This window comes from Galbibacter mesophilus (genome assembly GCF_023721415.1).
GTDB lineage: Bacteria > Bacteroidota > Bacteroidia > Flavobacteriales > Flavobacteriaceae > Galbibacter > Galbibacter mesophilus.
The window spans coordinates 353,415-378,790 of record NZ_JAMQVC010000003.1; the positions used below are offsets into that span (position 1 = coordinate 353,415).

Here is a 25,376-nt window from a genome sequence, read left to right on the forward strand (position 1 = left end):
GCACTTTTTTCTTCTGAAAAAGCTAGGCTTTCCTTTGTCAACAAAAAGTAGTCATGGGAAGTGATTGTGCTAGTTTATACCAAGAAATAATACAATTATCCTTCTGAAAGTCAATTTTAGTATTGAAAGAAAAATAGATAAATGTAATCCCTGCCTTTATTTGAGACAGATTTTTGCTATAAAAAAGACGTAACTATCCCCAGAAATTAAAAGGAGGAGGTTTGTTGTAGAAATAATCTAATAATAGAATTTTATGAAAAGGAGCTTCATAAGTAGTTAGCTGCACCAAGGAATAATCCTCAATAATAGGAACAGTCGGACTTTCTGAAGCTATTTCTTGAAAATCAAGTGCTGTACTTTCATTAGTGGTGTTTATAAATGCGCATAATTCGCAACTTTCCTGTTCACCCTCGTTAGTTGTATGCGAATATTCGTGCAAGTTTACTACGCGAAGCAGTGTAAATGCTAAAAGGAAAAAATAGGTAAGAAAATGTTTCCAGTTACTTTTTGGCATATAAACTATTAAAAATCAATTCAGTATAAAATGATTTAAAAAATTTTTCAATTGCTCAATGCTAGTTTTTCAGATAGATGAGCTCTCAAAAATCGAAATGCGAAGATATAAACTCAAATTTAAATAAACGAGCATATAAGTGTTAAATTAAAATTTAAGACTGACTCTGTTTTAAAATAGTGTTGAATTTAGCCGTTAAAAAACTCCTTATCCTCAGAATAGTAATCAAAAGCTCCGAGAGCAGGAGCATAGGAACGGAGCGACGCGGATTTTTGATTGTGGTTTTTCGATTTAATAGTCGAAAAAATTCCTTGGATAAGGCGCCATTTTCTTTGTTTCGTTTCTTTTGGGCGAGCAAAAGAAATGAAAGGAGACTCTATGAATTGATAAATATTATATTTACCAACGCAAATTAATATAGAGACTTGAGACTATCCAGATAATTAAGAGCATTGGTTCCTTCATTGAAAAGTAAATCCATACCGCTTAAATTTTCCAGAAACCCATGTTTTTCGTCGAATACTTGGGTGTAGGGGTCAAAATGATATAGTTTTTCGATTTTAGCGTTTACCAAATACCTAAAATCTTCTTCCTTTTTGTGTTCTTTAAAATATTCAGAAGTAAAAGAAAAATCAAGCTCCAGTTGAAAGCAATCAGCTAAAAGCTCCATACTCTCCATATTCATATCGTATAGGAAAGTGTGCTTTTTTTCAAAAAAAGGAGCAAATTCATCTTCATAGAACTCAAAGAAAGGAGAGGTTCTATAAGCTGTTTGAATGGATTTCCAATGTTGTTTTTTCCAATCGAAACTATCTTCCAGTTTTACATCCTTATATTTTTGGTGACTATCACTTTTACTGTGTTTTATAGGGATGGAAAGCATTTGTTTTCCATTCGGACTATAAATATAGGCTCGGTTGCGGTATGTCTGCTTCTGATAATTATCTTGCTTTTCAGCTACAAACATGCCATCACAATTATTGATTACAACCCAATGTGCTACCGATGGAAAATATGTAGGATGTAAAACAGGCATGGTTTACAATAAAATTGTCTAGTTATGCTGATTTTTTACGTTTTCTAAATTTCGAGTAACCGTACCAAAGTGCCACGATAATTAGGAAATAGATAAGATAGGATTTTGGTTTTCCTTCTCCTCCAACGGTGGTGAACACTCTTTCCCAGCGTACTTTGTTCCAGAATGGTCCGCTGGCATTGGTGTCGTAACTAAACCAAATGAAAACTGGTTTACCAACAATATGGTCAGCAGGGACGTATCCCCAATAACGACTGTCTTCAGAAGCATGGCGATTGTCTCCCATCATCCAGTAATAATCCTGTTGAAAGGTGTAGGTGGAAGTTGGCTGCCCATCAACCAAAATTTGATTTCCTTTTACATCAAGGGTGTGTCCTTCGTATTCTACAATTATTTTTTTATACAGGGGGAGAACTTCTAAGTTTAACTCTACTGTTTTGCCTTCTTCGGGAATGTAAATAGGTCCAAATTGGTCTTGATTCCAAGGAAACCCTTTCGACTGTGGGTACACAGAAGTGGCTAATTTAGAATTCCCCAAAGGCTCAATATTTCTCTTTACACTTACAACATTCGGATTGTCTTCAAGTTGACTGGCAGCTTCTTCGGTTAAAGATTGAAAATAGAAAACACCGGGTTGAACTTGACCAAAAGGACCTGTAACGCCGTATCTTTCGTACATATAACGAGGTGTAAGTTGACCTTTAGATTCAACTGTATAAGAAAACTGAGGTTTTGCTCGGTCTGGTAACACGGTTCTTTGTCCGTTAATATGAACATATCCATCTACAATCGATAAAGAATCTCCAGGAACTCCTACACAACGTTTAACATAGTTTGATTTTTTATCAATCGGCTTTCGGATTCTCTTATTGGTTTTAACAAAGAATTGCTCTACCGTATCGGCTGGCCAACTGAAAACAACGATGTCATTACGCTTTATTTTTTGTAAACCGGGTAGTCTAAAGTAGGGGAGCTGTGGTTTCTTTAAATACGATTTTGTTTTAATTACTGGTATGGTGTCATGAACCATGGGGAAGGCCACGGTAGTCATAGGCGTTCGAGCTCCATAATGAAACTTGCTCACAAATAGGAAGTCGCCCACCAGTAATGTTTTCTCCAAAGAAGAAGTAGGAATTACGTAAGGTTGCATAAAATAGGTATGCACCAAGGTAGCTGCTACTACGGCAAATAGAATAGAACTAACCCATTCCCCGGTTGCGGTTCGTGGTTTCAAACTTCTATCTTCAATATAATTTACATCTACTGCGTAATTTATGTAATAGATATAAAATCCTAACGTGAGTATTGCTAGCCATGTATCAGTAGTACTATTTCTTCCAAAGCTTCGGATGGTTTCCACCCAAACTACAGGAAACATGATGAGGTTGATAATTGGGATAAACAGAAGAATAGTCCACCACCAAGGACGATTGATGATTTTCATCAATATAACTGCATTATAAACGGGAACAATTGCTTCCCATGGTTTTCTGCCTGCTTTTACATATAATTTCCAAGTTCCCAGAAAGTGAATTACCTGAATAACCAAGAAAAAAATGAACCATTGCATCATTGTCATAATAGTATTTTTTAACCCTTAACGGAAATAGTATTCCGTAAAAATATAGTATTTCTTCAGTTTACGTTTTAAAAGTGTTGGAAAATCAGCTTTTTAACCTAGGTTTAACACGTCTTTCATGCTGAAAATACCCGTTTTTCCGATAATCCATTCTGAAGCAATTACCGCTCCTAAAGCAAAGCCTTCACGATTGTGTGCCGTATGCTTAATTTCGATCCTGTCTACTTCACTGTCGTAAGAAATGGAGTGTGTGCCTGGAACTTCAGGTTCGCGAAGTGCTTTGATTGGAATTTCGTTTTCATTTGCATTATCCAATTGCCAACCAGTTTTATCGGTGTTTTTTAAAATGCCTTCCGCTAATGTGATGGCCGTACCACTTGGCGCATCCAATTTTTGAGTGTGATGAATCTCCTCCATGCTAATATTATATTGTGAAAGGTTCTTCATCATCGAAGCGAGATATTCATTTAGTTGAAAAAAGATATTTACCCCCAAGCTAAAGTTGGAAGCATAAATAAAAGCTCCATCATTTTTCTCGCAAAGTTCAACTGCATCTTGATATTTATCTAACCAACCAGTGGTACCGGATATAACAGGGACTTTATTTTCCAGACACAAGGTGATGTTTTGGAAGGCTACAGTTGGGATACTAAAATCGATAGCTACATCGGCTTGGGTGATATCTAGGTCTTTTGTGTTTTCGTCTACTTTGGCTACAATTTCATGTCCGCGCGAAATGGCTATTTGTTCAATCATTTTGCCCATTTTTCCGTATCCAAGTAAAGCTATTTTCATTTTAAATATTTTTGAGAAATTTTTTAGAAATTGAAACTCAATTGAACACCATAATTCGGGTTAAAGTCCAATTGATTTTGTTCATAATAAGGTTGTAATGATAGTTTTTCACTAACATTAAACTGCTTTAAGTGAGCAGTAACATTGGCGTCAATGATATTTAGTGCATACAAGCCAATGGTAATAAGTAGAGAGAGGTCTCTGTTTTGTTGGTAAAATTCTTGTGCGTCCCTTAGCGCTTGGTCACTTACATCGGGACTACCGGGAACAACACCACTATTGTTAATGTCGTAAAATTCATCATCGTAAAAACCAGCAAGTCGTCTTTTGAAAGCATCCCGATATCGGTTGTATTGTTGGGTATTGTCAATATAAAAATACAGTCCCGTTCCAATAGCGCCGTATACAATAGGAACTTTCCAGTACGTTTTATTGTAAATTTGCCCGAGCCCAGGTAAAATAGCGGAATAAAAAGCTGCTTTGGCCGGGGAAAGCGGGTCTATTTCGATTGACAAATTAGCCAGACTGTCTAGTTTCTGCTGCTTTAAAAATCGTCGTCTTTCTTTTCTGGAAAGCGAATCTAAATTTACCGCAACGGAATCTTGCTGCTCGTACTTTGCCAAACTATCTCTTCCTTCCTGTTGCAGTTTTTGCAATTCCCGCTTCGTCATTTCGTGCGCAGCATCGGTCTCTGTCTTTTGACTTACAGAGTCGGTTGCTTTTTCTTGTGCGATTGAAACGAAATGAAAGAGCAATAAAAATATGCTGGCGATACTCTTTTTAAACACTATTTTATAAGTTTTGCAAGGCGTAAAAAGTCTTCTTTGGAATGAAAAGGAATAATTAATTTTCCTTTACCATTCTTAGCTACTTTAACGTCTACTTTAGAAGAAAAGTATTCCGTAAGTTCTTCTACGTTATCAGAAATATAATCCGGTAACTCAGGAGTAGTGTTTTTAGTTGATTTAGGTTCCTTTTCAGTTTGGTATTCCCGTACCAATTTTTCGGTTTCCCTAACAGAAAGATTGTTGGTAATTACTTTTTCGTAAATCTCCAGCTGATCTTTCTTGTTTTCAATATTGATAAGCGCTCTTCCGTGTCCCATACTTACAAAACCATCCCGCATTCCTGTTTGAATAATTGGGTCGAGCTTTAATAAGCGTAAGTAATTGGTAATGGTAGAACGTTTTTTACCAACACGGTCACTCAATTGTTCTTGAGTAATATTAATTTCATCAATAAGGCGTTGGTAGGAAAGTGAAATTTCAATAGGGTCAAGGTCTTGACGTTGAATGTTTTCCACCAATGCCATTTCCAAAGATTCTTGGTCGTTGGCAATTCTGATATAAGCTGGAACCGATTTTAATCCTGCTAATTTAGAGGCACGTAATCTACGTTCTCCAGAAACCAATTGATACTGATTAAAATCTATTTTACGAACCGTAATAGGTTGAATAACACCTAGTTCTTTAATGGAAGTTGCAAGTTCTTGAAGGGTTTCTTCATTGAAGTTGGTACGTGGTTGGAATGGGTTTACTTCTATGGCGTCCAGCTCCAATTCAACAATATTACCTACTACTTTATCCGCATTTTTATCCGAAGCCGATTTAATATCATTTTCGGGATCTTTCAACAACGCAGATAATCCTCTTCCTAAAGCTTGTTTTTTAGTTGCTTTTGCCATTTAAACCGTTTGCTTATTCTTTTTAATTATTTCATGTGCCAAACTAAGGTAGTTGGTTGCTCCCTTACTAGTAGCGTCATAATTAATAATTGTTTCACCATAACTTGGTGCTTCACTTAAACGAACATTTCTTTGAATAATAGTATCAAAAACCATATCGCTAAAGTGTTTCTGCACTTCTTCTACAACTTGGTTGGAAAGTCGCAATCTAGAATCGTACATGGTTAATAATAAACCTTCAATATCCAGATTGGAATTATGTATTTTCTGAACACTTTTAATAGTATTCAATAGTTTTCCGAGGCCTTCCAATGCAAAATATTCGCATTGAATAGGAATGATTACCGAGTCTGATGCTGTTAAAGCATTCAATGTTAACAGGCCTAAAGAAGGAGCGCAATCAATTAAAATATAATCATACGTTTCCCTAAGCCCTTTAATAGCTTTAGCCAGCATATATTCCCTTGCATCTTTATCCACTAGTTCAATCTCAATGGCAACAAGGTCTATGTGAGCAGGTATTAAATCAACGTTTGGGGAATCCGTTTTTATAATAGTATCTTCTGGTTTTACAGAATGCTCTAATAATTGATACGTACCTCCTTCAACCGTTTCAACATCAATCCCAAGACCGGAAGTAGCATTTGCCTGCGGGTCCGCATCGATAAGAAGCACTTTTTTTTCCAGTACTCCAAGCGCGGCAGCGAGGTTTACAGATGTTGTCGTTTTTCCAACACCGCCTTTTTGATTAGCTACAGCAATTACTTTGCCCATGTGTTTATTTCGATTTTAGTAAGGTATAAATTAGTCAGGTAAAAATACGATTATTTGTGAGTTTAGAAAATGAATTTTGTTAACAGTTATCCACGATGCGATTTTGGTTGAATATCGAGCAGTTTATCCTTTTGTAATTCAGTAGCCAGTGTTCAGTGGTCAGTCTTCAGTAAGCAGTAAACAGTTTACAGTAAGATTTTCAATTAAACCTTAATTAATCACTTAACAACAATTAACTAAATCAACAATCAATAATTAACAAACCACACTTTCTACTTCGACTTCTTGCTTCTTATCATCGCCTCAAGCATATCCCACATTTCTTCCGGAACTGCTTCCAATAAATTAAACTGACCGGCACCTTTAAGCCATTCACCTCCATCGAGGGTTATGACTTCTCCATTTAAATACGCTCCAAAACCGGAAACCATGTATGCCGCGAGATTTGCTAATTCCTGATGCTCACCAACTCTTTTTAATGGAACTTTTTTAGCTAAATCAAATTTTTCTTTTAAATCGCCTGGTAGCAATCTATCCCAAGCTCCTTTTGTTGGGAAAGGCCCAGGAGCAATAGCGTTAAAACGCATGCCGTATTTTGCCCATTCTACCGCCAAACTTCTAGTCAAAGCCAATACGCCAGCTTTTGCTGTAGCCGAAGGCACTACGTACGCAGAACCGGTCCAAGCGTAGGTGGTAACAATATTGAGAACATTCGTGTTTTGTTGTTTGGTGTCTATCCAATGTTTCCCGAAAGCCAAGGTGCAATTTTTTGTTCCCTTTAGAACGATATCAATAATGGTATCAAAAGCATTTGCTGAAAGTCTTTCAGTAGGAGAAATAAAATTACCAGCGGCATTGTTTAGAAGCACATCTACCGTCCCAAATTCGGCAATTACTTTATCGCGCATAGCTTCGACTTGGTCGTAATGACGAACATCGCAAGCTACAGCCAGACATGTTCCTCCAGTTTCGGTTTCTAATTCTTTGGCTGTATTCTCTAATTTTTCCAGACTCCTTGAGGTTATGGCTACTTTAGCACCAAGTTCAAGAAAATATTTGGTCATCGCCTTTCCGAGTCCGCTACCGCCACCAGTAACTACAATGTTTTTACCTTTTAGGGCATCGTCTCGAAGCATTTTATCTGTGTAATTCATGTGTCTATATTTAATGTTTTTTTAATGTCACATGGAACATCCATATAATCATTCCTTGTGTGTCTGAAAAATAGCCATGGATGTTTCATTTTTTTAGTTTTTTTATGTTCAAAGGTTAAAGTGTTCAAACGTTCAAAGTTGTTCGGCCTACTGCTTATAGCCTAAAGCTTTCAAAACTCAGCACCCAACACCCAGCTTCCTACATCAGGCATCTAGCAAAACATTAATCTATCAAAATCTCCAAAATTGTAATCGCGGCATCACTTATTTTTGTTCCGGGGCCAAAGACAGCTACCGCTCCAGCGTCAAACAGAAATTGATAATCTTGTTTGGGGATTACACCACCAACGATAACCATGATGTCTTCCCTGCCATATTTTTTCAATTCTTCTATAACTTTTGGTACCAGCGTTTTATGACCGCCAGCCAAAGAAGAGACTCCTAAAACATGAACATCATTTTCCATGGCTTGCTTTGCAGCTTCTTGCGGAGTTTGAAAAAGCGGACCTATATCCACGTCGAAACCAACGTCGGCGTAGCCTGTGGCAACTACTTTTGCACCACGGTCGTGTCCATCTTGTCCCATTTTGGCAATAAGAATTCTCGGCCTTCGTCCGTCTTGTGCTGCAAATTTATCAGCTAATTCCTGTGCTTTTTCGAAACTTTTATCGTTTTTCACTTCTTTTGAATAAACCCCGCTAAAGGATTGAATTTTTGCTTTGTATCTTCCGTAAACTTCTTCCAATGCTGAAGAAATTTCACCCAATGTGGCTCTGTTTCTAGCAGCATCCACGGCTAAAGCTAATAAATTTCCTTTGCCTGATTGGGCGGATTGTGATAATTTTAAGAGCGAAGATTTTACTGCGTTTTCATCTCTGCTGGATTTTATTTTTTCAAGGCGCTCCATTTGTTGCTTTCTCACTTGTTGGTTGTCCACTTCCAATATTTGTAGCGGGTCTTCCTTTTTCAAACGGTATTTATTTACGCCTACAATTACGTCCCGGTTACTATCTATTCTAGCTTGTTTACGGGCAGCTGCCTGTTCAATTCTCATTTTTGGGATACCAGCTTCTATTGCTTTCGTCATACCTCCCAATTCTTCTACTTCTTCAATGAGTTTCCAAGCTTTTTGTGCAATCTCATGGGTTAAGCTTTCCACATAATAACTTCCCGCCCATGGATCTACCGTTTTGGTGATACCTGTTTCCTGTTGAAGAAACAATTGTGTGTTTCTGGCAATACGTGCTGAAAAATCTGTTGGTAAGGCTATGGCTTCATCCAAAGCGTTGGTGTGCAAGGATTGTGTTCCGCCGAAGGCCGCAGCAGCCGCTTCAATACAGGTACGCGCAACATTGTTAAATGGGTCTTGTTCGGTTAAACTCCATCCGCTGGTTTGGCAATGGGTGCGTAGCGATAATGATTTTTCATTCTTCGGATTGAAACGCTTTACCAGTTTCGCCCATAACATACGGCCTGCTCGCATTTTTGCGATTTCCATAAAATGGTTCATTCCGATTGCCCAGAAGAAGGATAGTCGGGGAGCAAAAGTATCAATGTCCATTCCGGCTTCAATTCCCGTTTTTATATATTCCAGTCCGTCTGCGAGGGTATATGCCAATTCAATATCTGCGGTAGCACCTGCTTCTTGCATGTGGTAACCCGAAATACTAATGCTGTTAAATTTCGGCATATGGTTGCTGGTATATTCAAAAATATCAGCAATAATTTTCATGGAAGGAGTAGGAGGGTAGATATAGGTATTCCGTACCATGAATTCTTTTAAAATGTCATTTTGTATGGTTCCGGATAATTTTTCAGTAGCAACGCCTTGCTCTTCCGCAGCAACAATATAAAAAGCCATGATGGGCAAAACCGCACCGTTCATGGTCATGGAAACCGACATTTTATCCAGCGGAATCTGGTCAAAAAGTATTTTCATGTCTTCCACCGAGTCGATAGCTACTCCGGCCTTTCCCACATCGCCTTCCACGCGTGGATGATCGGAGTCGTAACCGCGGTGCGTTGCTAAATCGAATGCAACGGAAAGTCCTTTTTGTCCCGCTTCTAAATTTCTTCTATAAAAAGCATTGCTTTCTTCCGCAGTAGAAAAACCAGCATATTGGCGTATCGTCCAAGGCCTTTTTACATACATGGTGGAATAGGGTCCTCGTAAAAAAGGAGGGAAACCAGCAGCAAAATCAAGGTGTTCCAAGTCTTCCGCAGTGTGCTTCTTGTAAACCGATTTCAAATCAATTTTTTCAGCGGTTTGAAATGCCGTTGTTTCCGTACTTTCAACTTCTGAAACTTTTCCAAGCTTTATATTTTGTACATCCCTACGTTTCATTTCGATTCGTTTTTTAAGCGTTCTTTTTCCACTTCTTCTGCCAATCTCTTTTCAATGATAGGTTCTAAAAGCGTCTTTCGTGGCTCAAACTTTACAAAAGGGTACAGCTCCAAGTCGTTCTGCATTCGATCTTCTTTGTTTTCATATTTGTTGGAGCCCACCAAAATCTTTTCTTTTTGAAGAAAGGCTTCATTTTCCAGAGCAGCACTTTCTTTTATTTTTTTCTGAATTGTATGCTCTTTTAAATGTTTTAGAAAACCTCCGCCAGCTTCAATACTTTTAAATAATTTCAAAGCTTGTTCAGTAAGTTCTTCCGTTAAAGATTCTATGTAATACGTTCCGTCAACCGGATTTAAAACTTTATCGAAATAGCTTTCATGCTTTAAAATCAATAATTGATTTCTAGCGATTCTCGAAGCAAACTCGTTGTCTTTGTGATACATATAATCATATGGAAGCGTACAAATAGTATTTCCACCACCCAAAATCGCGCTCATATATTCCGTAGTGGTGCGCAACATGTTTACATTATAGTCGTAAATGGTTTTGTTGCGTTTGGAAGGGGTGCAAAATAAATAGCAACTCCCATCAATTTGATATTCTGTAGCCAAGGCCTCCCAAAGTTTTCTAAGTGCTTTTAATTTGGCGATTTCAAAAAAGTAATGACTGCCAAGACTTGTTTTGAAAGTTATATTTGAAACTAATTGATCATTTAAGTTAAGGTATTCATTGGCATGGGCAATACCATAAGCGAGCTGTTGCAACATATTGGCGCCCGCATTTTGATACAAATTGGTGTCAATGGAAAGGGAAGATGTTACATGCTGATGTGCTTTAACTATTTCTTGAATTTCATAAAACAGCTCAGTGTCTTTCTCTTTATTGAAAAACCAATTTCCGCTTCTTGCCAAATTTCCAATAATGTCGAGTTGCAAAAAGACGGAAGCATTTTTGTTTTCCGTTATTTCAATCAGTTTTTTGATAAAATCTACGGATAAAAAATCCATTTGAACATGGATGGCGACCTCTTCGAGAGGAACGTTTTGCAATAATTCATTTAAAGCTATTTCTTCCGAAGGGAAAATCAAAAGGATACTTTCTGCTCCTTTGTCAACCGAATTTAAAATTTTCTTATTGGCACTAGCCGCATTTCCCGCAAAAACCTTTTCGCAAGTTCTCCATGCGGGGTTTGGGTTACTACTTATATTTTCCGGTAAATCTTCCTGATTGTAAAAAGGCTTTATATGAATACCTTCTGGAGTTTTGGTAACGAGTGTTTCGTTGTAATCTTCGCCTTTTAATTCAAACTGAATTTTTTGTTTCCACTGTTTGGCAGTGATTTTTGGAAATTCGTTAAAAAGAGAATTACTCATAACAGTTAGTTGCGTTTTTATGAAAATTGTAAGTTAAACCTGCCTGCTCACCGCAGGTAGGCAGGCTAATCCCGACCGCAGCGTCGGGATCTTTGATTCAATATTTCGGTTGCCTGCCTGACCGGTAAATCCAAGCTGGCACCGAGGCTGTTTACTTTTAAAAGAATTCTTAATCGGTGTCTAAACTATCTTCATATTCTATTAAATAAATTTCTTCATTTTCTTTTTTTAGATAGTATTCTTCCCGAGCAAATTTTTCCAGTTCTTCTTGGCTATTCAGTTTTTTCAAAGTGGCTTTATCTTTTTCTATAGCCTCTTTCAAGTGATATTTTTGTTCTTCTAATTTTTCAATTTCCTTGTTGAGTTCCCTGTGGGTGAACCAATAGGAGTTGGTGTCAAAAAACAACATCCAAATCACAAAAAAAGTAAGTACCAGCACATAAATGTTGCTGAAAAACCGAAACCATTTTGATTTTCGCAGTTCTTTTAATTTCATAATTACAAAAGGCGTTCGTTTATAATAGTCCGCACTATATCAACGGCTACCGTATTGTATCTATTATTAGGGATTATTATATCCGCAAATTCTTTGGTAGGTTCTATAAACTGTTGGTGCATGGGTTTGAGGGTAGATTGGTAACGTTCTAAAACTTCATTTATATCCCTTCCTCTTTCAGAAATATCCCTTTTAATCCTGCGGATCAATCGCTCATCGGAATCGGCGTGTACAAAAATTTTAATATCAAACAGCTCGCGTACTTTCGGGTTGGTTAAAATTAATATTCCTTCAACAATCATCACCTTTCGCGGATGCGTAATAATAACATCTTTGGTGCGGTTATGTTTTACAAACGAATATACCGGTTGCTCGATGGTTTTATTATTTCTAAGGTCTTCCAAATGTTTGTACAGAAGGTCGAAATCGATAGCCCTTGGATGATCAAAATTTATCTTGGTACGTTCCTCATAACTTAGGTGTGAGGTGTCGTTGTAATAAGAATCCTGAGAAAGCACCCCCACTTCGTCCAGCGGTAGTTCATTTATTATCTGATTGACCACGGTTGTTTTTCCGCAGCCAGTTCCTCCAGCAATTCCTATGATGAGCATATAGTTTTATTTTTTACAAAAATAGAAAAATTAGACCTTCTATGTAATATATATAACAGAAGATATAAACAGTTGTGGGTAAAACGGAGCCGTGTTAAAGGAATAAAAAAAGAGTATTAAATATCTCATAAATAGCTTTTTATGTATTGTCTTCCGCATCGTGGTTTTGTAATTTTAAGAGTAATTACTGAAGAAATTGTATTTGTACAACCTTAAAAGAAAAGAAAACATGCCAAATCCAAGGATAAAGAATGAGGAGCAGTATGAAGCCTTACGGGAACAAGGCTACAGCAAAGAGAAGTCCGCTAGGATAGCCAACACGCCAGACGCTGGAAAAAAAGGAGGTAAAGCGAAGAAATATGAAGAGTGGACAAAAGATGAATTGTATGAGCAGGCCAAAAATGTTGGCATCGATGGCCGTTCTAAAATGAATAAGAAGGAGCTGATAAAAGCTTTACGGTCTAATTAAATTAACAAGTTAACTACTAATCAACTGAGTCATGAAAAATATATTGTTAGAATGTAAGCAAACCAACGAAAAGTGCATACAATTGATGCAACAATCGATGAAAACTTCTTCAGAAAAGAAAGATGAGGCTTTTGAAAGCGCTGTAAACAATTTGATTGAATTGTACGAAATCAACATTCAACTATTGAAAGCCCAGAACCATTTCACCACAAAGCATTGTGCGTATTGTGTACAGGAGACCGAAACCTTTATTAGCGAATATGCAGACAGTAAAGCGCTAAACGGATTAATTTTTATGTTGAAAAAGCTTATTTCAGACTGTGAAAATGTTATTCAAAACGCTGCTTCCAAACATTTGGATAAAGCAGTTTAAGCGGATGTTATTCTTCGTAAATACGTAGAATATCTCCGTTCAATTCCGTTTTGTAAATGTAAAGGGTGTTACTGGTGACGTTGTTTGTAGGCGTTCCGCTAAGGTTGTATCTCGAACCGTGGACACTGCAAGAAAACGCTTCATCAGTTCCATCTTTCTCGTAAACAATTTGGAAATTTCCTTCATGCGGACACTCACGCGTAGCTGCAACAAAGTTACCTTCCAGATTGCGGGCAATTACAATTTCATTTTTAATAATATACCCACCTTTATCTTTTAAAGGTTCCGCTTCTTCCGAAGTGAGATCTATAGTAAAATCTACTTTTTCAGGCGTGCCGTCCCCACCGCCTTGCTCTCCATTTCCTTGTTCTCCATCGCCATCACCGCCAGTATCTGGAGTTTCTTCGTCTGGATTTTCGGCGTTTGGATCGCCTCCCATTACTTCGTCAACATCATCAGATGCATTGCTGGAACAACTTACGCAAGGGAAAACAAGTGCAAAAGCTGCACCGGCGCCAAGGGATCGAAGGAATTTTTTTCTTTCCATAACATGTTAGGTTTTAAAGTAGGTCTTATCGTTTTGGGCGGTTAAATATAACGATTAAAAATCAATTTTAGAATGACTGTTTTTTTGACTGTGTTTGAATTAAGCACTTGTAGAATTTAAAAATCTTTATCATCTACTTTTGTGTCCTTCTGTTGAAAAGCTATTTGAAGCAGGGTGGAGTGGAATCTCAAATGTTTTTGCACAACTTCCAGATGGCTTTGCACGACTTGGAGATGACGTTGCAGAGGTAGGAGAAGGCTTTGCACGACTTGGAGATGTCATTGCAGAGGTAGGAGATGGCTTTGCACGACTTGGAGAGGTCGTTGCAGAGGTAGGAGAAGGCTTTGCATGACTTGGAGATGACGTTGCAGAGGTAAGAGAAGGCTTTGCATGACTTGGAGAAGTCATTGCAGAGGTTGTTTAAATTTTGGGGAGCTTTGTAAAAATTATCGTTTTAAGCTAAAATGCCCTTTAAACTCTCGGCCGTCTTCAAGCAATACCCGAAACCAATAATCCGTTGAGGGGAGCATAACTCCGTTGCAAGTTCCATCCCAACCTATGCCTTTTGGATCAAGCTCTTTTATAAGCCTGCCGTGACGATCAAAAATATAAATAGCGGAATTTGCCTGTGTAACCGCATTAATACCAGCCAGCTGCCAGTAATCATTTACATTATCACCATTTGGCGTAAAGAATTTATTGTAACCGATAACAGATATGGTCTTCGATACCACACCGCAACCATTTTTATCACGTACATAAACTTCTACAAATCCTTTTGGAACATCATTAAATTCGTTGCTGTCTTGATAGGGACCAGAAATATCGTTTAAGCTATATTCATAATCACCTTCGCCTTCTACAAGTACGGTAATTCTGTTATTATCAGAAATATCTTCCACAATGGGTTCAGAATTGAATTTTGCCACATTGGAAGGGTTTACCGTAAATTTTTCCGAATTGCTACAGCTTCGGTTTACGCCAAAAGAAGTATAATTTTGTTCTACCTCCAAAATGTATTCGCCAACTTCGGTAAGTGTTGCAACTTGACTATTGCTTACCACCTCTTCGGTACCATCATCCTTTATCAAACTCCATTGGTAGGAACTCAATCCGCCATTGGCAGCAATAGTTACAGTAGGATTGTTAAGACATAAGGTAGGAATGGCTTTGGGTAGTTCAATTTCCGGTATTTCATCAACAACCAAACGTAATTCTTCCACGTCTTGGCATTGGTTATTATCCTCTATACGAACATATAAAGTAGTACTTTCCGTAGTAATTACTTCGGAAGTAATTTCATTTAATTCCAAAGAAGCATCTTCGCGACTGTTGAAAAGGGATACGTCTAAATTTGGATAGGCTCTATTTTTAATCTCATCTATATTGAAACTCCCCGCGACCATGGCATCATTTTTATCCATATCACAAGAAAAATAAGGCCCCATTTTTTGCAAGCTTGCCGTGGTGCTTTTCACGCTAAGCGTAAGTTCTACATCTTTGCGACATTGATTACTGTTGCGAACGGTTGCAGAAATAACCTGCCCCTCTTGTCCTGTAAATTTGTCTGGGTTTTGAATTGGTGTATTGTTGACACGATCGTTTACGGAAAGGTAATACGTCGTGGTAGTATTCGCGTCGCTAGTAATTAACGAATTTGCTTGGTTTAAATTAAATACAGTAATACCATCCGTGGAATTAGCTACATCCAAATCGCACTGGGTGAGAGTGGCGTTTACCGCTTCCGGACTTTTATAGGATGCAATGGTGAAATTAGTAATATCGAAACAACCATTTACATTGGTAACCCGCGCGTAAATAGTTTTGCTTTCGTTGTTTAGGGTTAAAGTGTTTTCTAAGGGTGCAATATCATCACTTGCATCCATTTCATTTTCAAAATAAGTAACCGTATTGGTAGGTTCGGTATTAATTTTGTCTGAAAAACTATCCAAATCTACAGTGTAAACACCCGAGTCGTTGCATATTCTTTCGTTTGGAATGCTATTTGCCATGGGCATAGGAGGGAAGGGTGAGCCACCAACGAGTGAAGTTCCCGTCCAATCAATTTCAAAGGCGCTATCGCCAATGGGGCGGTCTATAACAATATAATAAGTGTCGCCTACCTGAACATCTAAAGATTTTACAAAGCTATTTCCCAATTCTCCTGGGCCTTCAGCCAAATCGGTTTCTTGGTCGTTCATACCTGTAACGTTGGATGTTAGTCCGGCATCTATAGGATTGGTAGTAGAGCATCGTATTGAGGTGCCAAGATTATCGCAGTCTGAAGTAGGTCCGAAGATAAAAAAGTCATAATCCACCTCCAGATTCTTAGATGTAGGTCGCAATGTAAAACCCAAGGTACCCTCTCTTACAATATTAACTTTTAGCCACAAGCTATTATGCTCAAAGCTGGCGCAAGCGTTGTTAGAGCGTAGCTCCTGTAGCCCTTGGCCATTGGCGTTACTACTTATTTTGCTGCTGCCACAAACTGTAATGGCATTCTTACAGTCATTGGGCATTTCATTTTGAGATAAAATGTGTTGAGAGAAAGCTAAAAGCACGATATTCACCGTCAATGAGCAAAAAATTCGCATGGCTTAATGTATTTATTAAACAATCCCTAAAGAAGCGGGTTTGAAAAATGCAATCACTTTTGGGTGTTTCATTTTCCAAGCAGAACTAATTCCTTCTGCAGGTGTGCGGGATTTGTTTCAGGATGTCTTAAAAAAGGTTGTGATTTATTGTTGATAATAACTAAAGTTGAGTAAAAGCCATTATAAATCACGCTTTTTTAGGATACTATAAGATAAGTAAATAAATACAAACGTCCATAGTAAAACAATAAAAATTTCATACCAGTGAACGCTGTAGTCCTTTACGTACGACTCCCCAATCTGGTTGGCAACGGATTGTACCGCACCTAACCGACTAAAAGGTTCTTTGATGAGGTTGCTCATGGCTTCTAGCGGAAAGAACTGAGTGATTTTTTGGGTGACAACATCAGTGGTTTGCCAACGTATGAGTCCGTAAACAATACCTTCCACCACTTGCCATAGAATAAGAAAACCTAAAGCAAAAGCAGAACGTTTTACGAAAATGCCTAAAAACAAACAAAATGAAAAGAACCCCAATAGCTTTACAAAAAACGCTATCAAGTACTCAAGGTCCGAGAAAATGATGCTGAGTTCGTTATAGTCGGAAAAAATAAGTCCGAGTATAAATGAAACCACAAAAATAAAAACAGTAGATACTGCGGAAAAAACCAACACAGTAATAAATTTAGAAAGGATAAATTCTTTCTTGCTCAAACCATCTATTAGGTTTTGTTTTATGGTTTTGTTGCTGTATTCGTTAGACATCATAGAAACAATAACGATGGCCAAGAAAAGTTTAAAAAACGATGCAATATAGGTGTTGAAATGCCAGATATAAGGGAAATTGAATATACCTTGGTCGGCTAACTGAAAATGAATGTCGCCAATATCAAATTTAATAGTGGCGAAAAAAGCAATAAATGTGAGCAAAACAAAGTACGCAATAATTAAAATGCGGCTTGCCCTGTTGTTCCATAATTTTATGGATTCAATTTGTAGCAATCGTAACATCAGTTGGAAGTATTTTTTGTGAGGGTTAGAAATTGTTCTTCAAGGCTTTCCTTTCTTTTTACAAGATGAGAAAGAACGATACCTTTTTCAAACATAAAAGTATTAAACGTGTGGGCATCCATGGGTTCGTTTAAAAATGCCGTAATGAGTCCATTTTCATTTTTAACGCGACCAAATGCTGGATGATTTTCCAGTACCTTTAATAAGGCCGCATCGTTGTTGGATTTTAGTTCAAAGAAACCGTGACTGGCAATCATTTCATCCACGCGACCCGAATAGAGTTTTTCTCCTTTTCTTAAGATAATAACATGCGAACACACTTTTTCAACTTCATCCAAGAGGTGGGAAGCCAATAAAATAGTGGTTCCTGTGCCCGCTATTTTTTTAATGATTTCTCTTATTTTATGAATTCCCTGTGGGTCGAGACCGTTAGTGGGTTCGTCCAGAATTAATATCTCGGGGTCGTTGAGAAGGGCAGAGGCAATGGCGAGACGCTGCTTCATACCAAGTGAAAACGTTCTAAATTTACTGTCCTTTCGGTCCAATAAATCCACCAATTCCAGTTTCTCTTCTATTTTCTCTTCAGAAACTTCTTTTATTTTACATACTAATTTTAAATTCTGAAGAGCGGTCATATACGGATAAAAGTTAGGTCGCTCGATAATAGCCCCAACTTTTTTTAAGGCTTCATGCGTGGAAGTTCTTCCGTCAAACCATTGAAAATCACCAGTTGTTTTATTTACAACATTGAGGACAATACCAAGTGTGGTGGACTTTCCGCTGCCGTTCGGACCTAAAATTCCGTATACATTCCCTTTTTCTATGTTGAAAGATAAGTCGCTGACTGCAGTGAGGTAGCCAAACTTTTTGGTGAGGTTTTTGACTGTGAGAATCGTTTCCAAATGTTTTTTATTTTGAGGTGTTTGTACTAACTTGACGAATTCGCCTTGTTATTGTTACAATAATAACGATTAAATTTGACTATCTGAGTGAGAATTATAGCTTGACAAAAGTTCAAGTGCCCCTCAATGCTTTTCTGTTTAACAGGAACAGGTTTGCTACGAGGTTATTTACTAAATTATTATTTTTTGGGTATGAGTGAAAAATTAATGTCGAAAAAGAAACCGTCGTATCCCGTGAACGAACGTTTGCTGGCTTATCTAGAGCGTTACAACCGAACTACAAAAATCCCCATTTCCTACGACGATTTATTGCGGTTCTCTGGTTCTGTGGTGGTGTACGATGAAGATGATAACGATACCCTATGGATTCGGGTGTATTATTCAGAATTTGAACGCCCGGAGATTGATTATCATTTAAAAAAGGTATATACCCTTATTTTTTCTGACGGAAATGAAGATATCTTTCAGTATTTAAATATTGATGCTATTGACTTCTGTACTTTCGGAAATTCACAGCCGTTCCGTATTAAAGTGCGTAATATTTTGAATGATAATTACACCTATATTTATGTGAAGAAAGCGGATGCTTCCAGAGTGTACGGACTCGAACTGGAACATATTCTTTCCCCAAACCGTATGAATTTTGCGGTCTACGATGATACGCTTATTGAGGAGCATATTTCGGGTATACCGGGTGACGAATTTATAAAAACCGCGCTTCCCAATTGTACTGATGTGCAGAAAAGCCAGATTGCCAAGGAGTTTGTGAAATTTAATGAACGCTGTATGATTCGGCTTTTGGGAGATATGCGCTCCTATAATTACGTGATTATTCCCGTGCACGATTTCGATAACGTAATTTTCAAAATCCGCGCTATAGATTTTGATCAACAATGTTACGAAGGGAATTTTAAAGTTTACAAGCCGCAGTTTTTTAAAGAAAACTATCAAATGGTAAAAATGGTAGAAGAACGATTGAAGCCTGCTTCCATTGAACAATATAAAAAGGAAGAAAGATCGCTCTTGGCAAAAAGAATTATAACTACTAAAAAGCGACTAAAGGCATTACTTCGTTGCATGGTGAACGACCATATTACCACCAAGGATAATTTAGAGGAACTGAAAACAGAGCTTTATAATTATACGTTGGATATGAAATTTAAAAGATGCCGTTCCATGGGGCAGGTGGTTCGGGTAGCCTTGGAATTTGTGCGTAGAAATTACGAAGATGTGAGTATGAAACGGTTGTTGCATGATAATTAAAAAATTCGAATATTCGTAATATATCATGTATACATGTCAGGTCGAGCGCAGTCGAGACCTCTCTTAAGTTGTGGAACCAAATGACCTCTCGACTGCGCTCGAGAGAACATTACGCTGTGATAATTTGCAAACAATATTAACAGTTATATAAATTATGGGCTTATTCAATAAAATTCTGGGAAATGCCAGTGAAATTTCCGTAGAGAAATTAAAAGAAAAGTACGGTCGACTTCTAATTGAAAGTGAAGAGGTGGAGTTGGGATTTAAATTACTTCGGGATGTTTTTATGTTTACCAACAAACGGTTGATTCTTATAGACGTTCAAGGTATAACGGGCAGTAAAGTGGAATATAAATCGATGCCCTATAAAAACATATCAAGATTTTCTTTGGAAACCGCTGGGACATTTGATTTGGATGCGGAATTAAAAATATGGATTTCAAGTGAAAATGTACCTTCCGTTAGCAAACGTTTCAATAAAAGCATCGATGTGTATGCTGTACAACGCTATTTGGCAACTAAAGTGATGTAGTTTTTCGTTCAAGATGTTTTTTTTAGATTGAACGAGAAAAAGAAATGTATTTAATTTTGGTGAGACCTCGCCTTTCGTCGGGATTAACTTGACTACCGTAGGCAGTTTCGGTTAGCATGATACAAGGCGTCTGTGGCTCTTAAGTTTAGGAAAAGAAATACTGACTGATTTTAGTGAGACCCCTCCTTCCGTCGGGGTTGGAGTAGCAATCAAATTTCAATTCGCTTACAGCTTTTGAAATTAGGGCTTTACTAAATAAAAAAAGCCTAGCGGAGCCACCGCTAGGCTTTGTAACCCTAAGGTTACTACTTAGAACGAGTAAACGGCTATTTTTAAATTTCTTCTTAGTTTGGTGGTTTACACCACTTCTAGCTAAAAATAACCTATTTAAAATATTTCTTTCTGTACCTTGCTTCAAGATAAAATCTAACCGTAGTTTAGGCTACGCTTTTCTTTTCTATTTCGCTAGGTACACAAATAATTTATTTTCATTTTGGTCATTTTAAGTCAAGAATTGATGTTAGAAAGAATAAACAGCCGCAAGTAAAAATGATGCTAAGCTTCCAGTGGCTTCGTCATCTCCATCAATGAAGATGTCTTCAGAAGCGCTATCAAATCGTAACTCTGGTTTTAAGGTTAGGTCACTAATAGTATAATTTCCAGTTAATGTAAATTCATAAACATCTGCATCTCCTTCAGGATTGTAAGCTCCTAAAGCACTTACGCCACCTTCAAACTCTTTGAAATATTCACCTCTTAAACCGATAGAGAATTTATCAGAAGTTGTCATTTGTGGGTATAATGCAAATCCGTAGAAACCAGATCCATCAGTGTTGTTATAAGTAGTGTTGATTCCTAAATAGAAAGCATCAGATAAATCAAATCCACCGGTATAATCAATTTGGAACGTTTTATCCGGAGCAAATGTTTGTGCACCGTACAATACATTTAAATATTGTCCTTTATATCCCAATTGTGCACCAGCAGTATAACTTCCGTCAAGGTTAATTTCAGTAAAGTCGGTACTGTTCATAACAGCCAACATTAAAGAGAAATCATCAGAAAGTGTAAAATCTGCTTTAATACCAGTGTGTGAAAATGGTCCGTAAGAGAACATGTATGAAGTTGAGTAGTTAAAGTTACCCACTGGAGAGATTACTTCATACCCTAAAAAGGTATTAAAGTTACCCATTGTTAATCGCACGCTTTCGCTTACATTCCAATATACATACAATTGGTTTACTATGTTGGAAGAACCTGTAGAAAGAAATACAGCATCTTCTCCACGTGGTCCAAAAACAAGGTCGGCTACGAAACCTACTTTTTCCCCCTCGTAGCTGGCAATTAGGTTGGCCATACCAAGAGAGAATCCGCTTCTGTTAGCAAATGAAGTAGGAGGAGTGTTGAAAAAAACATTGCCTTCATCATCTTCCATAGCCTGATTGGTTCCTGTTAAATTTGTTTTCCAATAAACATCGGCTGAACCGCTGAAATTGAATTTCTTATCTCCTTCTTCCTGAGCGAAGGCACTCAAACTAACTAAAGAAATAGCTAGAAAAAATATATTTTTTACGACATTTGTTTTAGTAATCGCTTTCATATTATGTAAAAGTTAATTTGTTGTTTGGTTTAAATCTGAATGAGTCAAATACGTATAGTTAACTGTTTAAGCGGGTTACCGAACGGAGCGTACCGCCAAATACCGCTCCGTTCTTTTTCCCAGTAAAAACTAACTAACTAACGATCAATTGTGAAGTCAGGATAAGCATCGCCATCATGTTCGTGCATATCCAATCCTTCTATTTCTTCTTCTTTGGTTACACGAAGTCCCATTGTTTTCTTAAGGATGAACAATACTATAAAAGAAGTGATTAAAGCCCATGCTCCAATACCTAATACTCCAATAGCTTGTACACCCAGTTGAGCAAATCCACCACCGTTGATAAGTCCGCCTTCAATAGCGAATACACCTACCAACAAAGTACCTAATGCTCCACAAACACCGTGAACAGAGATTGCTCCAACAGGATCGTCTATTTTAAGTTTTTTGTCTATAAATTCTATGGAGAATACTACTACCAATCCGCAGATCAATCCTATGATAGCTGCACTTGTTGGAGATACAGCAGCACATCCAGCTGTAATACCTACTAGACCGGCTAATGCGCCATTAAGTGTCATAGAAACTTCTGGTTTCCCGTAACGAACCCATGTAAGGATCAATGCCGTTACTGCACCAGTTGCGGCAGCTAAGTTAGTAGTGATAATAATTCCAGCAACGTTGTAAGAGCTTTCTCCGCTAATGGCAAGTTCCGATCCTCCGTTGAAACCGAACCAACCTAGCCAAAGGATGAAAACCCCTAGCGCTCCATACATCATGTTGTGACCTGGAATCGCATTCGATTTCCCTTCAGTATATTTACCAATTCTTGGTCCTACTAAAGCAGCAGCTGCAAGAGCGGCCCATCCACCAACAGAGTGAACAACAGTAGACCCTGCGAAATCAATAAAACCTAAGGATGTTAACCATCCATCTCCTTGCCAAACCCAGTGACCTGAGATTGGGTAAATAACTACTGTCATTACTAAGGAGAAGATAATATATGTTGAAAATTTAGTTCTTTCTGCAACAGCTCCAGAAACTATGGTAGCGGCTGTAGCGGCAAATACCGTTTGAAAGAATAAATTATGCATGTCTTCTCGTACACTATAAAATAAAGATGGGGAACCAATAAAGCTTCCTATTGATTCACCATACATAATGGTGTATCCAATAATCCAAAAACCAAGTGAACCAACAATAAGATCCACAAAGTTTTTCATAACTATATTGATAACGTTTTTCGATCTGGTAAATCCAGATTCTACCAGCGTAAAACCTGCCTGCATAAAAAACACGAGTATCCCCGCGATTAATATCCACATCAAGTCTAATACTGCATTCGCTTCAATGACGTTTGTTTCCATAAGGGTTGTTTTTAAGTTAGTTTAGTTTGATTATTTTAATGATTCTGTGCCTTTTTCTCTCGTTCTAATTCGGTAGGCTTCTTCCACAGGAATTACAAATACTTTTCCATCACCAACATTTCCTGAATATGCTGATTTAAGGATAGCTTCAACCGTACGTTCTGTAAATTCATCAGAAACGATGATTGATAAATAACGTCTTTGGATGTCGGCAGTACTGTAACTTACACCACGATATACATGGCCTTTCTTTTCGTTACCTACTCCCGTAACATCCCAGTAACTAAAAAAGTTTACTTCTACTTGATGTAATGCATCCCGCACTTCATCAAATTTCGATTTACGAATAATGGCTTCAATTTTCTTCATAATTAAATGATTTGTTTGCCTAAAACTATGTTAAAAAATTGTTACCGAAAAATAAAAAGGGGGTTGAGTGGTAATTTTTATTGAATTATTAATTTACCCCCTCTTAAAATTAGGGGTGTTTATAAAATAAGTATGTATTTTACTTTTTTTAATATGCCGTAAATAGGGGTTTGGGTAGAATAACTCCCAAAAATCAAGTGGAGATAGCGGGATATTTCACTAAAAAAACTATAGAATCTGATAGTGTTTTTGGAGGTTTGTCAAGCGATGTAAATTTTAATTTATTGACCAAAAGAAGTGGTCTGCGAAGGATAACAAGTGGAGTCGAGCGTTCCTTAAGAATGTGAAACCTATATATGATAGGGAATAAAGGTTAATAGATTGTTTGAGATAAATTAAATGTGTCTTTACAACTAAGAATTAGTGGGACTGTATACTTTATTTCTGAAATGAAAGAGGTTGCTTATATAAAGCGAATAAGCCAAACACCTAAAAATACGGCTATAATTCCTAGAATAAATGTAATGGAGGCGTATAATATGAAGTTTAAAAGATCGCCATTTTTTAAAAAAGCATGATTTTCATATGCGAATGTTGAAAACGTGGTAAAACCTCCGCAAAAACCGGTAGCGATTAAAAGGAGTTGGTTTTGAGACAGCGTTTGGTGCTTAGCAGCAAGTCCTAATATAAATCCAATAATAAGGCTTCCAAGAATATTGGCGGCAAAAGTCCCATAAGGGATTCCTGTTTGGGCAACATTTAAATATTTACCGAGTAAATAACGTAAGCAGCTTCCAAAACCTCCTCCTATAAAAACGAGTACTAATTGCTTCATTAAATTTTACTTTTCACAAAGCTAAGATTAATTTACCAAAAGGTCTTCGGTGTTGGTAACGATTGGAATATAAATTTCTGAAACAAAATCAGCCGGGTTAGCTGAGTCCTCTTTAGTAACGATGTATGTTTCAAAAGGCTTTCTGGAATTGTCTATTTCCAAGCCATCTTTTTTAATTGCTTCACGCGCTTTACTCCAAGCTTCGTTTATATTAACGGTGTCGCCTTTCAAAACAGTTTTGTAATAAATTCCTGGATCGATAAAGCCACACAGGATCGAACTGCCTGCTGGGGTTATAATTCTTTCTTTTACAGGAATAGCGGTGGAGAAAATAGCTGAATTGTTCGATTCATCCCATTGTTCAAACAAAGTAAATCGATTTCCAGAACTCTGAATTAGGTTTTGTTCCATAAAAGCCTCAATTTCTGGAAACATTCTTTTTGCGGCCAAATCTATTTCATTCTGTTTTGCGCTCGTGGTTTCATATAAATAGTAGCCTCCACCATATTCAGTTTTACCTACAGGGGTAATACTATAAGTTTTCATATCTGCAATAACGACACTGTCCAATTTTGCCAAACTATTTTCAAAATCGGATCCAAATTTATTCTCCATACTATGTTGAAAGAGAATAAAGAACTTATCCTTGAAAGATAAGTTGCCTTCTATTCCAGAAGTAATGATAACCTCATTTTCATCAACGGTGCTATCAAGGGTAAAAAACCTATGTGCTTTGGCGTCTTTTGGTTCGGTTATATCTGCTATGTAACTTAAAGAGTCTATAGAGTTGAAGTCGGAAGTAATAGTTCCTTTACCGTGAACTTCGCTATCCCATGATGCGCTGGCTCCATCTCCTTTGAAATTTTCTCCATAAGTGACTTTCATATTGGGATCCTGATCATACCAAACGGACCATTTTTCCCAGCTTTTAATATTATTTATATATTCGTAGATTACCGCTTTAGGGGCATAGACTACCCTTGTTTTTACAATTTTATACTCATCGGGTTGAATGGCGACGTAAATGGAGAGACCGATGGCTAGAATTAGAAATAAAAAGATAAGGTATTTTAAAATTCTCATAATAATATGGTATAAATGGGATTACCAATGTACAAAAAAAGTACATTATTATGAATAAATTTTAAATACTG

Annotated in this window: 26 protein-coding genes; 5 read left to right on the forward strand and 21 right to left on the reverse strand. The window is 37.4% G+C overall.

Going from position 1 to position 25,376, the window contains the following annotated elements; all coding sequences use genetic code 11:
* Positions 1-193 precede the first annotated feature (193 nt).
* The 12 genes from NDQ75_RS13230 to udk all read right to left on the reverse strand — a co-directional run bounded on the left by NDQ75_RS13230 (position 194) and on the right by udk (position 12,360).
* The gene (locus tag NDQ75_RS13230) at positions 194-514 is read right to left on the reverse strand and encodes a hypothetical protein (protein ID WP_202029385.1); all 321 of its coding nucleotides are present in this window, start codon (positions 512-514) and stop codon (positions 194-196) included.
* Between the two features lie 412 nt (positions 515-926).
* Positions 927-1,550, reverse strand: coding sequence for a WbqC family protein (locus tag NDQ75_RS13235; RefSeq protein WP_202029384.1), 624 nt, complete (start codon positions 1,548-1,550; stop codon positions 927-929).
* A gap of 22 nt (positions 1,551-1,572) precedes the next feature.
* Entirely contained in the window at positions 1,573-3,129 is a 1,557-nt protein-coding gene (gene lepB / locus NDQ75_RS13240; protein WP_202029383.1) for a signal peptidase I, read from the reverse strand.
* A gap of 93 nt (positions 3,130-3,222) precedes the next feature.
* A complete protein-coding gene (gene dapB / locus NDQ75_RS13245; RefSeq protein ID WP_202029382.1) occupies positions 3,223-3,924 on the reverse strand; it encodes a 4-hydroxy-tetrahydrodipicolinate reductase in 702 nt (233 codons plus the stop codon).
* Between the two features lie 23 nt (positions 3,925-3,947).
* Entirely contained in the window at positions 3,948-4,712 is a 765-nt protein-coding gene (locus NDQ75_RS13250; protein ID WP_202029381.1) for a DUF5683 domain-containing protein, read from the reverse strand.
* Positions 4,712-5,608 (reverse strand): ParB/RepB/Spo0J family partition protein, encoded by an 897-nt coding sequence (locus tag NDQ75_RS13255; protein ID WP_202029380.1) that lies wholly within the window; start codon positions 5,606-5,608, stop codon positions 4,712-4,714. The genes NDQ75_RS13250 and NDQ75_RS13255 overlap by 1 nt, the downstream gene beginning before the upstream one ends.
* The gene (locus tag NDQ75_RS13260) at positions 5,609-6,382 is read right to left on the reverse strand and encodes a ParA family protein (RefSeq protein ID WP_202029379.1); all 774 of its coding nucleotides are present in this window, start codon (positions 6,380-6,382) and stop codon (positions 5,609-5,611) included. It lies immediately after the preceding gene.
* Between the two features lie 272 nt (positions 6,383-6,654).
* Complete coding sequence (locus NDQ75_RS13265; RefSeq protein WP_202029378.1) at positions 6,655-7,536, reverse strand: SDR family oxidoreductase; 882 nt, start codon at positions 7,534-7,536, stop codon at positions 6,655-6,657.
* A gap of 223 nt (positions 7,537-7,759) precedes the next feature.
* Positions 7,760-9,880 carry a methylmalonyl-CoA mutase gene (scpA, locus tag NDQ75_RS13270; protein WP_202029377.1) on the reverse strand — a complete coding sequence of 707 codons (2,121 nt, stop codon included), beginning with the start codon at positions 9,878-9,880 and terminating at the stop codon, positions 7,760-7,762.
* Positions 9,877-11,253 (reverse strand): methylmalonyl-CoA mutase subunit beta, encoded by a 1,377-nt coding sequence (locus NDQ75_RS13275; protein WP_202029376.1) that lies wholly within the window; start codon positions 11,251-11,253, stop codon positions 9,877-9,879. The genes scpA and NDQ75_RS13275 overlap by 4 nt, the downstream gene beginning before the upstream one ends.
* Positions 11,254-11,422: 169 nt before the next feature.
* Positions 11,423-11,749, reverse strand: coding sequence for an FtsB family cell division protein (locus NDQ75_RS13280; protein WP_202029375.1), 327 nt, complete (start codon positions 11,747-11,749; stop codon positions 11,423-11,425).
* A gap of 2 nt (positions 11,750-11,751) precedes the next feature.
* Positions 11,752-12,360, reverse strand: a complete 609-nt coding sequence (udk, locus tag NDQ75_RS13285) for a uridine kinase (protein WP_202029374.1) — start codon at positions 12,358-12,360, stop codon at positions 11,752-11,754.
* 229 nt (positions 12,361-12,589) lie between these two features.
* Between udk and NDQ75_RS13290 the strand changes: the two genes are divergently transcribed.
* Complete coding sequence (locus NDQ75_RS13290; RefSeq protein WP_202029373.1) at positions 12,590-12,829, forward strand: DUF7218 family protein; 240 nt, start codon at positions 12,590-12,592, stop codon at positions 12,827-12,829.
* Between the two features lie 31 nt (positions 12,830-12,860).
* Positions 12,861-13,202 (forward strand): hypothetical protein, encoded by a 342-nt coding sequence (locus tag NDQ75_RS13295; protein WP_202029372.1) that lies wholly within the window; start codon positions 12,861-12,863, stop codon positions 13,200-13,202.
* Between the two features lie 7 nt (positions 13,203-13,209).
* On the opposite strand, the gene NDQ75_RS13300 is transcribed toward NDQ75_RS13295, so the two are convergent.
* A complete protein-coding gene (locus tag NDQ75_RS13300) occupies positions 13,210-13,749 on the reverse strand; it encodes a Rieske 2Fe-2S domain-containing protein (protein WP_202029371.1) in 540 nt (179 codons plus the stop codon).
* A 139-nt stretch (positions 13,750-13,888) separates the two neighbouring features.
* Between NDQ75_RS13300 and NDQ75_RS13305 the strand changes: the two genes are divergently transcribed.
* Entirely contained in the window at positions 13,889-14,101 is a 213-nt protein-coding gene (locus tag NDQ75_RS13305; protein WP_202029370.1) for a hypothetical protein, read from the forward strand.
* A 94-nt stretch (positions 14,102-14,195) separates the two neighbouring features.
* On the opposite strand, the gene NDQ75_RS13310 is transcribed toward NDQ75_RS13305, so the two are convergent.
* From NDQ75_RS13310 to NDQ75_RS13320, 3 genes are all read right to left on the reverse strand, one after another.
* Positions 14,196-16,343 (reverse strand): T9SS type B sorting domain-containing protein, encoded by a 2,148-nt coding sequence (locus NDQ75_RS13310; RefSeq protein WP_202029369.1) that lies wholly within the window; start codon positions 16,341-16,343, stop codon positions 14,196-14,198.
* 180 nt (positions 16,344-16,523) lie between these two features.
* Complete coding sequence (locus NDQ75_RS13315; RefSeq protein WP_202029368.1) at positions 16,524-17,354, reverse strand: ABC transporter permease; 831 nt, start codon at positions 17,352-17,354, stop codon at positions 16,524-16,526.
* Complete coding sequence (locus NDQ75_RS13320) at positions 17,354-18,256, reverse strand: ABC transporter ATP-binding protein (RefSeq protein WP_202029367.1); 903 nt, start codon at positions 18,254-18,256, stop codon at positions 17,354-17,356. Before NDQ75_RS13320 ends, NDQ75_RS13315 begins: the two co-directional genes overlap by 1 nt.
* Positions 18,257-18,448: 192 nt before the next feature.
* Between NDQ75_RS13320 and NDQ75_RS13325 the strand changes: the two genes are divergently transcribed.
* Together NDQ75_RS13325 and NDQ75_RS13330 are read left to right on the forward strand one after the other, a co-directional pair.
* Positions 18,449-19,519, forward strand: a complete 1,071-nt coding sequence (locus tag NDQ75_RS13325) for a hypothetical protein (RefSeq protein ID WP_202029366.1) — start codon at positions 18,449-18,451, stop codon at positions 19,517-19,519.
* 154 nt (positions 19,520-19,673) lie between these two features.
* The gene (locus NDQ75_RS13330) at positions 19,674-20,051 is read left to right on the forward strand and encodes a PH domain-containing protein (RefSeq protein WP_202029365.1); all 378 of its coding nucleotides are present in this window, start codon (positions 19,674-19,676) and stop codon (positions 20,049-20,051) included.
* Between the two features lie 520 nt (positions 20,052-20,571).
* Here the strand turns inward: NDQ75_RS13330 and NDQ75_RS13335 are convergent.
* The 5 genes from NDQ75_RS13335 to NDQ75_RS13355 all read right to left on the reverse strand — a co-directional run bounded on the left by NDQ75_RS13335 (position 20,572) and on the right by NDQ75_RS13355 (position 25,305).
* Positions 20,572-21,651: a porin gene (locus tag NDQ75_RS13335; RefSeq protein ID WP_202029364.1), complete on the reverse strand. Its 1,080-nt coding sequence runs from the start codon at positions 21,649-21,651 to the stop codon at positions 20,572-20,574.
* Between the two features lie 137 nt (positions 21,652-21,788).
* Positions 21,789-23,018, reverse strand: coding sequence for an ammonium transporter (locus tag NDQ75_RS13340; RefSeq protein WP_202029363.1), 1,230 nt, complete (start codon positions 23,016-23,018; stop codon positions 21,789-21,791).
* Positions 23,019-23,048: 30 nt separating this feature from the next.
* Positions 23,049-23,387, reverse strand: a complete 339-nt coding sequence (locus NDQ75_RS13345) for a P-II family nitrogen regulator (protein WP_202029362.1) — start codon at positions 23,385-23,387, stop codon at positions 23,049-23,051.
* A 463-nt stretch (positions 23,388-23,850) separates the two neighbouring features.
* Complete coding sequence (crcB, locus tag NDQ75_RS13350; protein WP_202029361.1) at positions 23,851-24,222, reverse strand: fluoride efflux transporter CrcB; 372 nt, start codon at positions 24,220-24,222, stop codon at positions 23,851-23,853.
* A 27-nt stretch (positions 24,223-24,249) separates the two neighbouring features.
* Positions 24,250-25,305: a transcriptional regulator gene (locus NDQ75_RS13355; protein WP_202029360.1), complete on the reverse strand. Its 1,056-nt coding sequence runs from the start codon at positions 25,303-25,305 to the stop codon at positions 24,250-24,252.
* Positions 25,306-25,376: the final 71 nt, after the last annotated feature.

Coding starts and splice junctions, on each gene's coding strand:
- udk (WP_202029374.1), bottom strand. CDS start 12,360: ATGCTCATCATAGGAATTGCTGGAGGAACTGGCTGCGGAAAAACAACC.
- NDQ75_RS13300 (WP_202029371.1), bottom strand. CDS start 13,749: ATGGAAAGAAAAAAATTCCTTCGATCCCTTGGCGCCGGTGCAGCTTTT.
- NDQ75_RS13280 (WP_202029375.1), bottom strand. CDS start 11,749: ATGAAATTAAAAGAACTGCGAAAATCAAAATGGTTTCGGTTTTTCAGC.
- NDQ75_RS13230 (WP_202029385.1), bottom strand. CDS start 514: ATGCCAAAAAGTAACTGGAAACATTTTCTTACCTATTTTTTCCTTTTA.
- crcB (WP_202029361.1), bottom strand. CDS start 24,222: ATGAAGCAATTAGTACTCGTTTTTATAGGAGGAGGTTTTGGAAGCTGC.
- NDQ75_RS13315 (WP_202029368.1), bottom strand. CDS start 17,354: ATGTTACGATTGCTACAAATTGAATCCATAAAATTATGGAACAACAGG.
- NDQ75_RS13330 (WP_202029365.1), top strand. CDS start 19,674: ATGGGCTTATTCAATAAAATTCTGGGAAATGCCAGTGAAATTTCCGTA.
- NDQ75_RS13345 (WP_202029362.1), bottom strand. CDS start 23,387: ATGAAGAAAATTGAAGCCATTATTCGTAAATCGAAATTTGATGAAGTG.
- NDQ75_RS13310 (WP_202029369.1), bottom strand. CDS start 16,343: ATGCGAATTTTTTGCTCATTGACGGTGAATATCGTGCTTTTAGCTTTC.
- NDQ75_RS13255 (WP_202029380.1), bottom strand. CDS start 5,608: ATGGCAAAAGCAACTAAAAAACAAGCTTTAGGAAGAGGATTATCTGCG.
- NDQ75_RS13355 (WP_202029360.1), bottom strand. CDS start 25,305: ATGAGAATTTTAAAATACCTTATCTTTTTATTTCTAATTCTAGCCATC.
- NDQ75_RS13235 (WP_202029384.1), bottom strand. CDS start 1,550: ATGCCTGTTTTACATCCTACATATTTTCCATCGGTAGCACATTGGGTT.
- NDQ75_RS13295 (WP_202029372.1), top strand. CDS start 12,861: ATGAAAAATATATTGTTAGAATGTAAGCAAACCAACGAAAAGTGCATA.
- NDQ75_RS13265 (WP_202029378.1), bottom strand. CDS start 7,536: ATGAATTACACAGATAAAATGCTTCGAGACGATGCCCTAAAAGGTAAA.
- dapB (WP_202029382.1), bottom strand. CDS start 3,924: ATGAAAATAGCTTTACTTGGATACGGAAAAATGGGCAAAATGATTGAA.
- NDQ75_RS13340 (WP_202029363.1), bottom strand. CDS start 23,018: ATGGAAACAAACGTCATTGAAGCGAATGCAGTATTAGACTTGATGTGG.
- NDQ75_RS13290 (WP_202029373.1), top strand. CDS start 12,590: ATGCCAAATCCAAGGATAAAGAATGAGGAGCAGTATGAAGCCTTACGG.
- NDQ75_RS13260 (WP_202029379.1), bottom strand. CDS start 6,382: ATGGGCAAAGTAATTGCTGTAGCTAATCAAAAAGGCGGTGTTGGAAAA.
- NDQ75_RS13275 (WP_202029376.1), bottom strand. CDS start 11,253: ATGAGTAATTCTCTTTTTAACGAATTTCCAAAAATCACTGCCAAACAG.
- lepB (WP_202029383.1), bottom strand. CDS start 3,129: ATGACAATGATGCAATGGTTCATTTTTTTCTTGGTTATTCAGGTAATT.
- scpA (WP_202029377.1), bottom strand. CDS start 9,880: ATGAAACGTAGGGATGTACAAAATATAAAGCTTGGAAAAGTTTCAGAA.
- NDQ75_RS13335 (WP_202029364.1), bottom strand. CDS start 21,651: ATGAAAGCGATTACTAAAACAAATGTCGTAAAAAATATATTTTTTCTA.
- NDQ75_RS13325 (WP_202029366.1), top strand. CDS start 18,449: ATGAGTGAAAAATTAATGTCGAAAAAGAAACCGTCGTATCCCGTGAAC.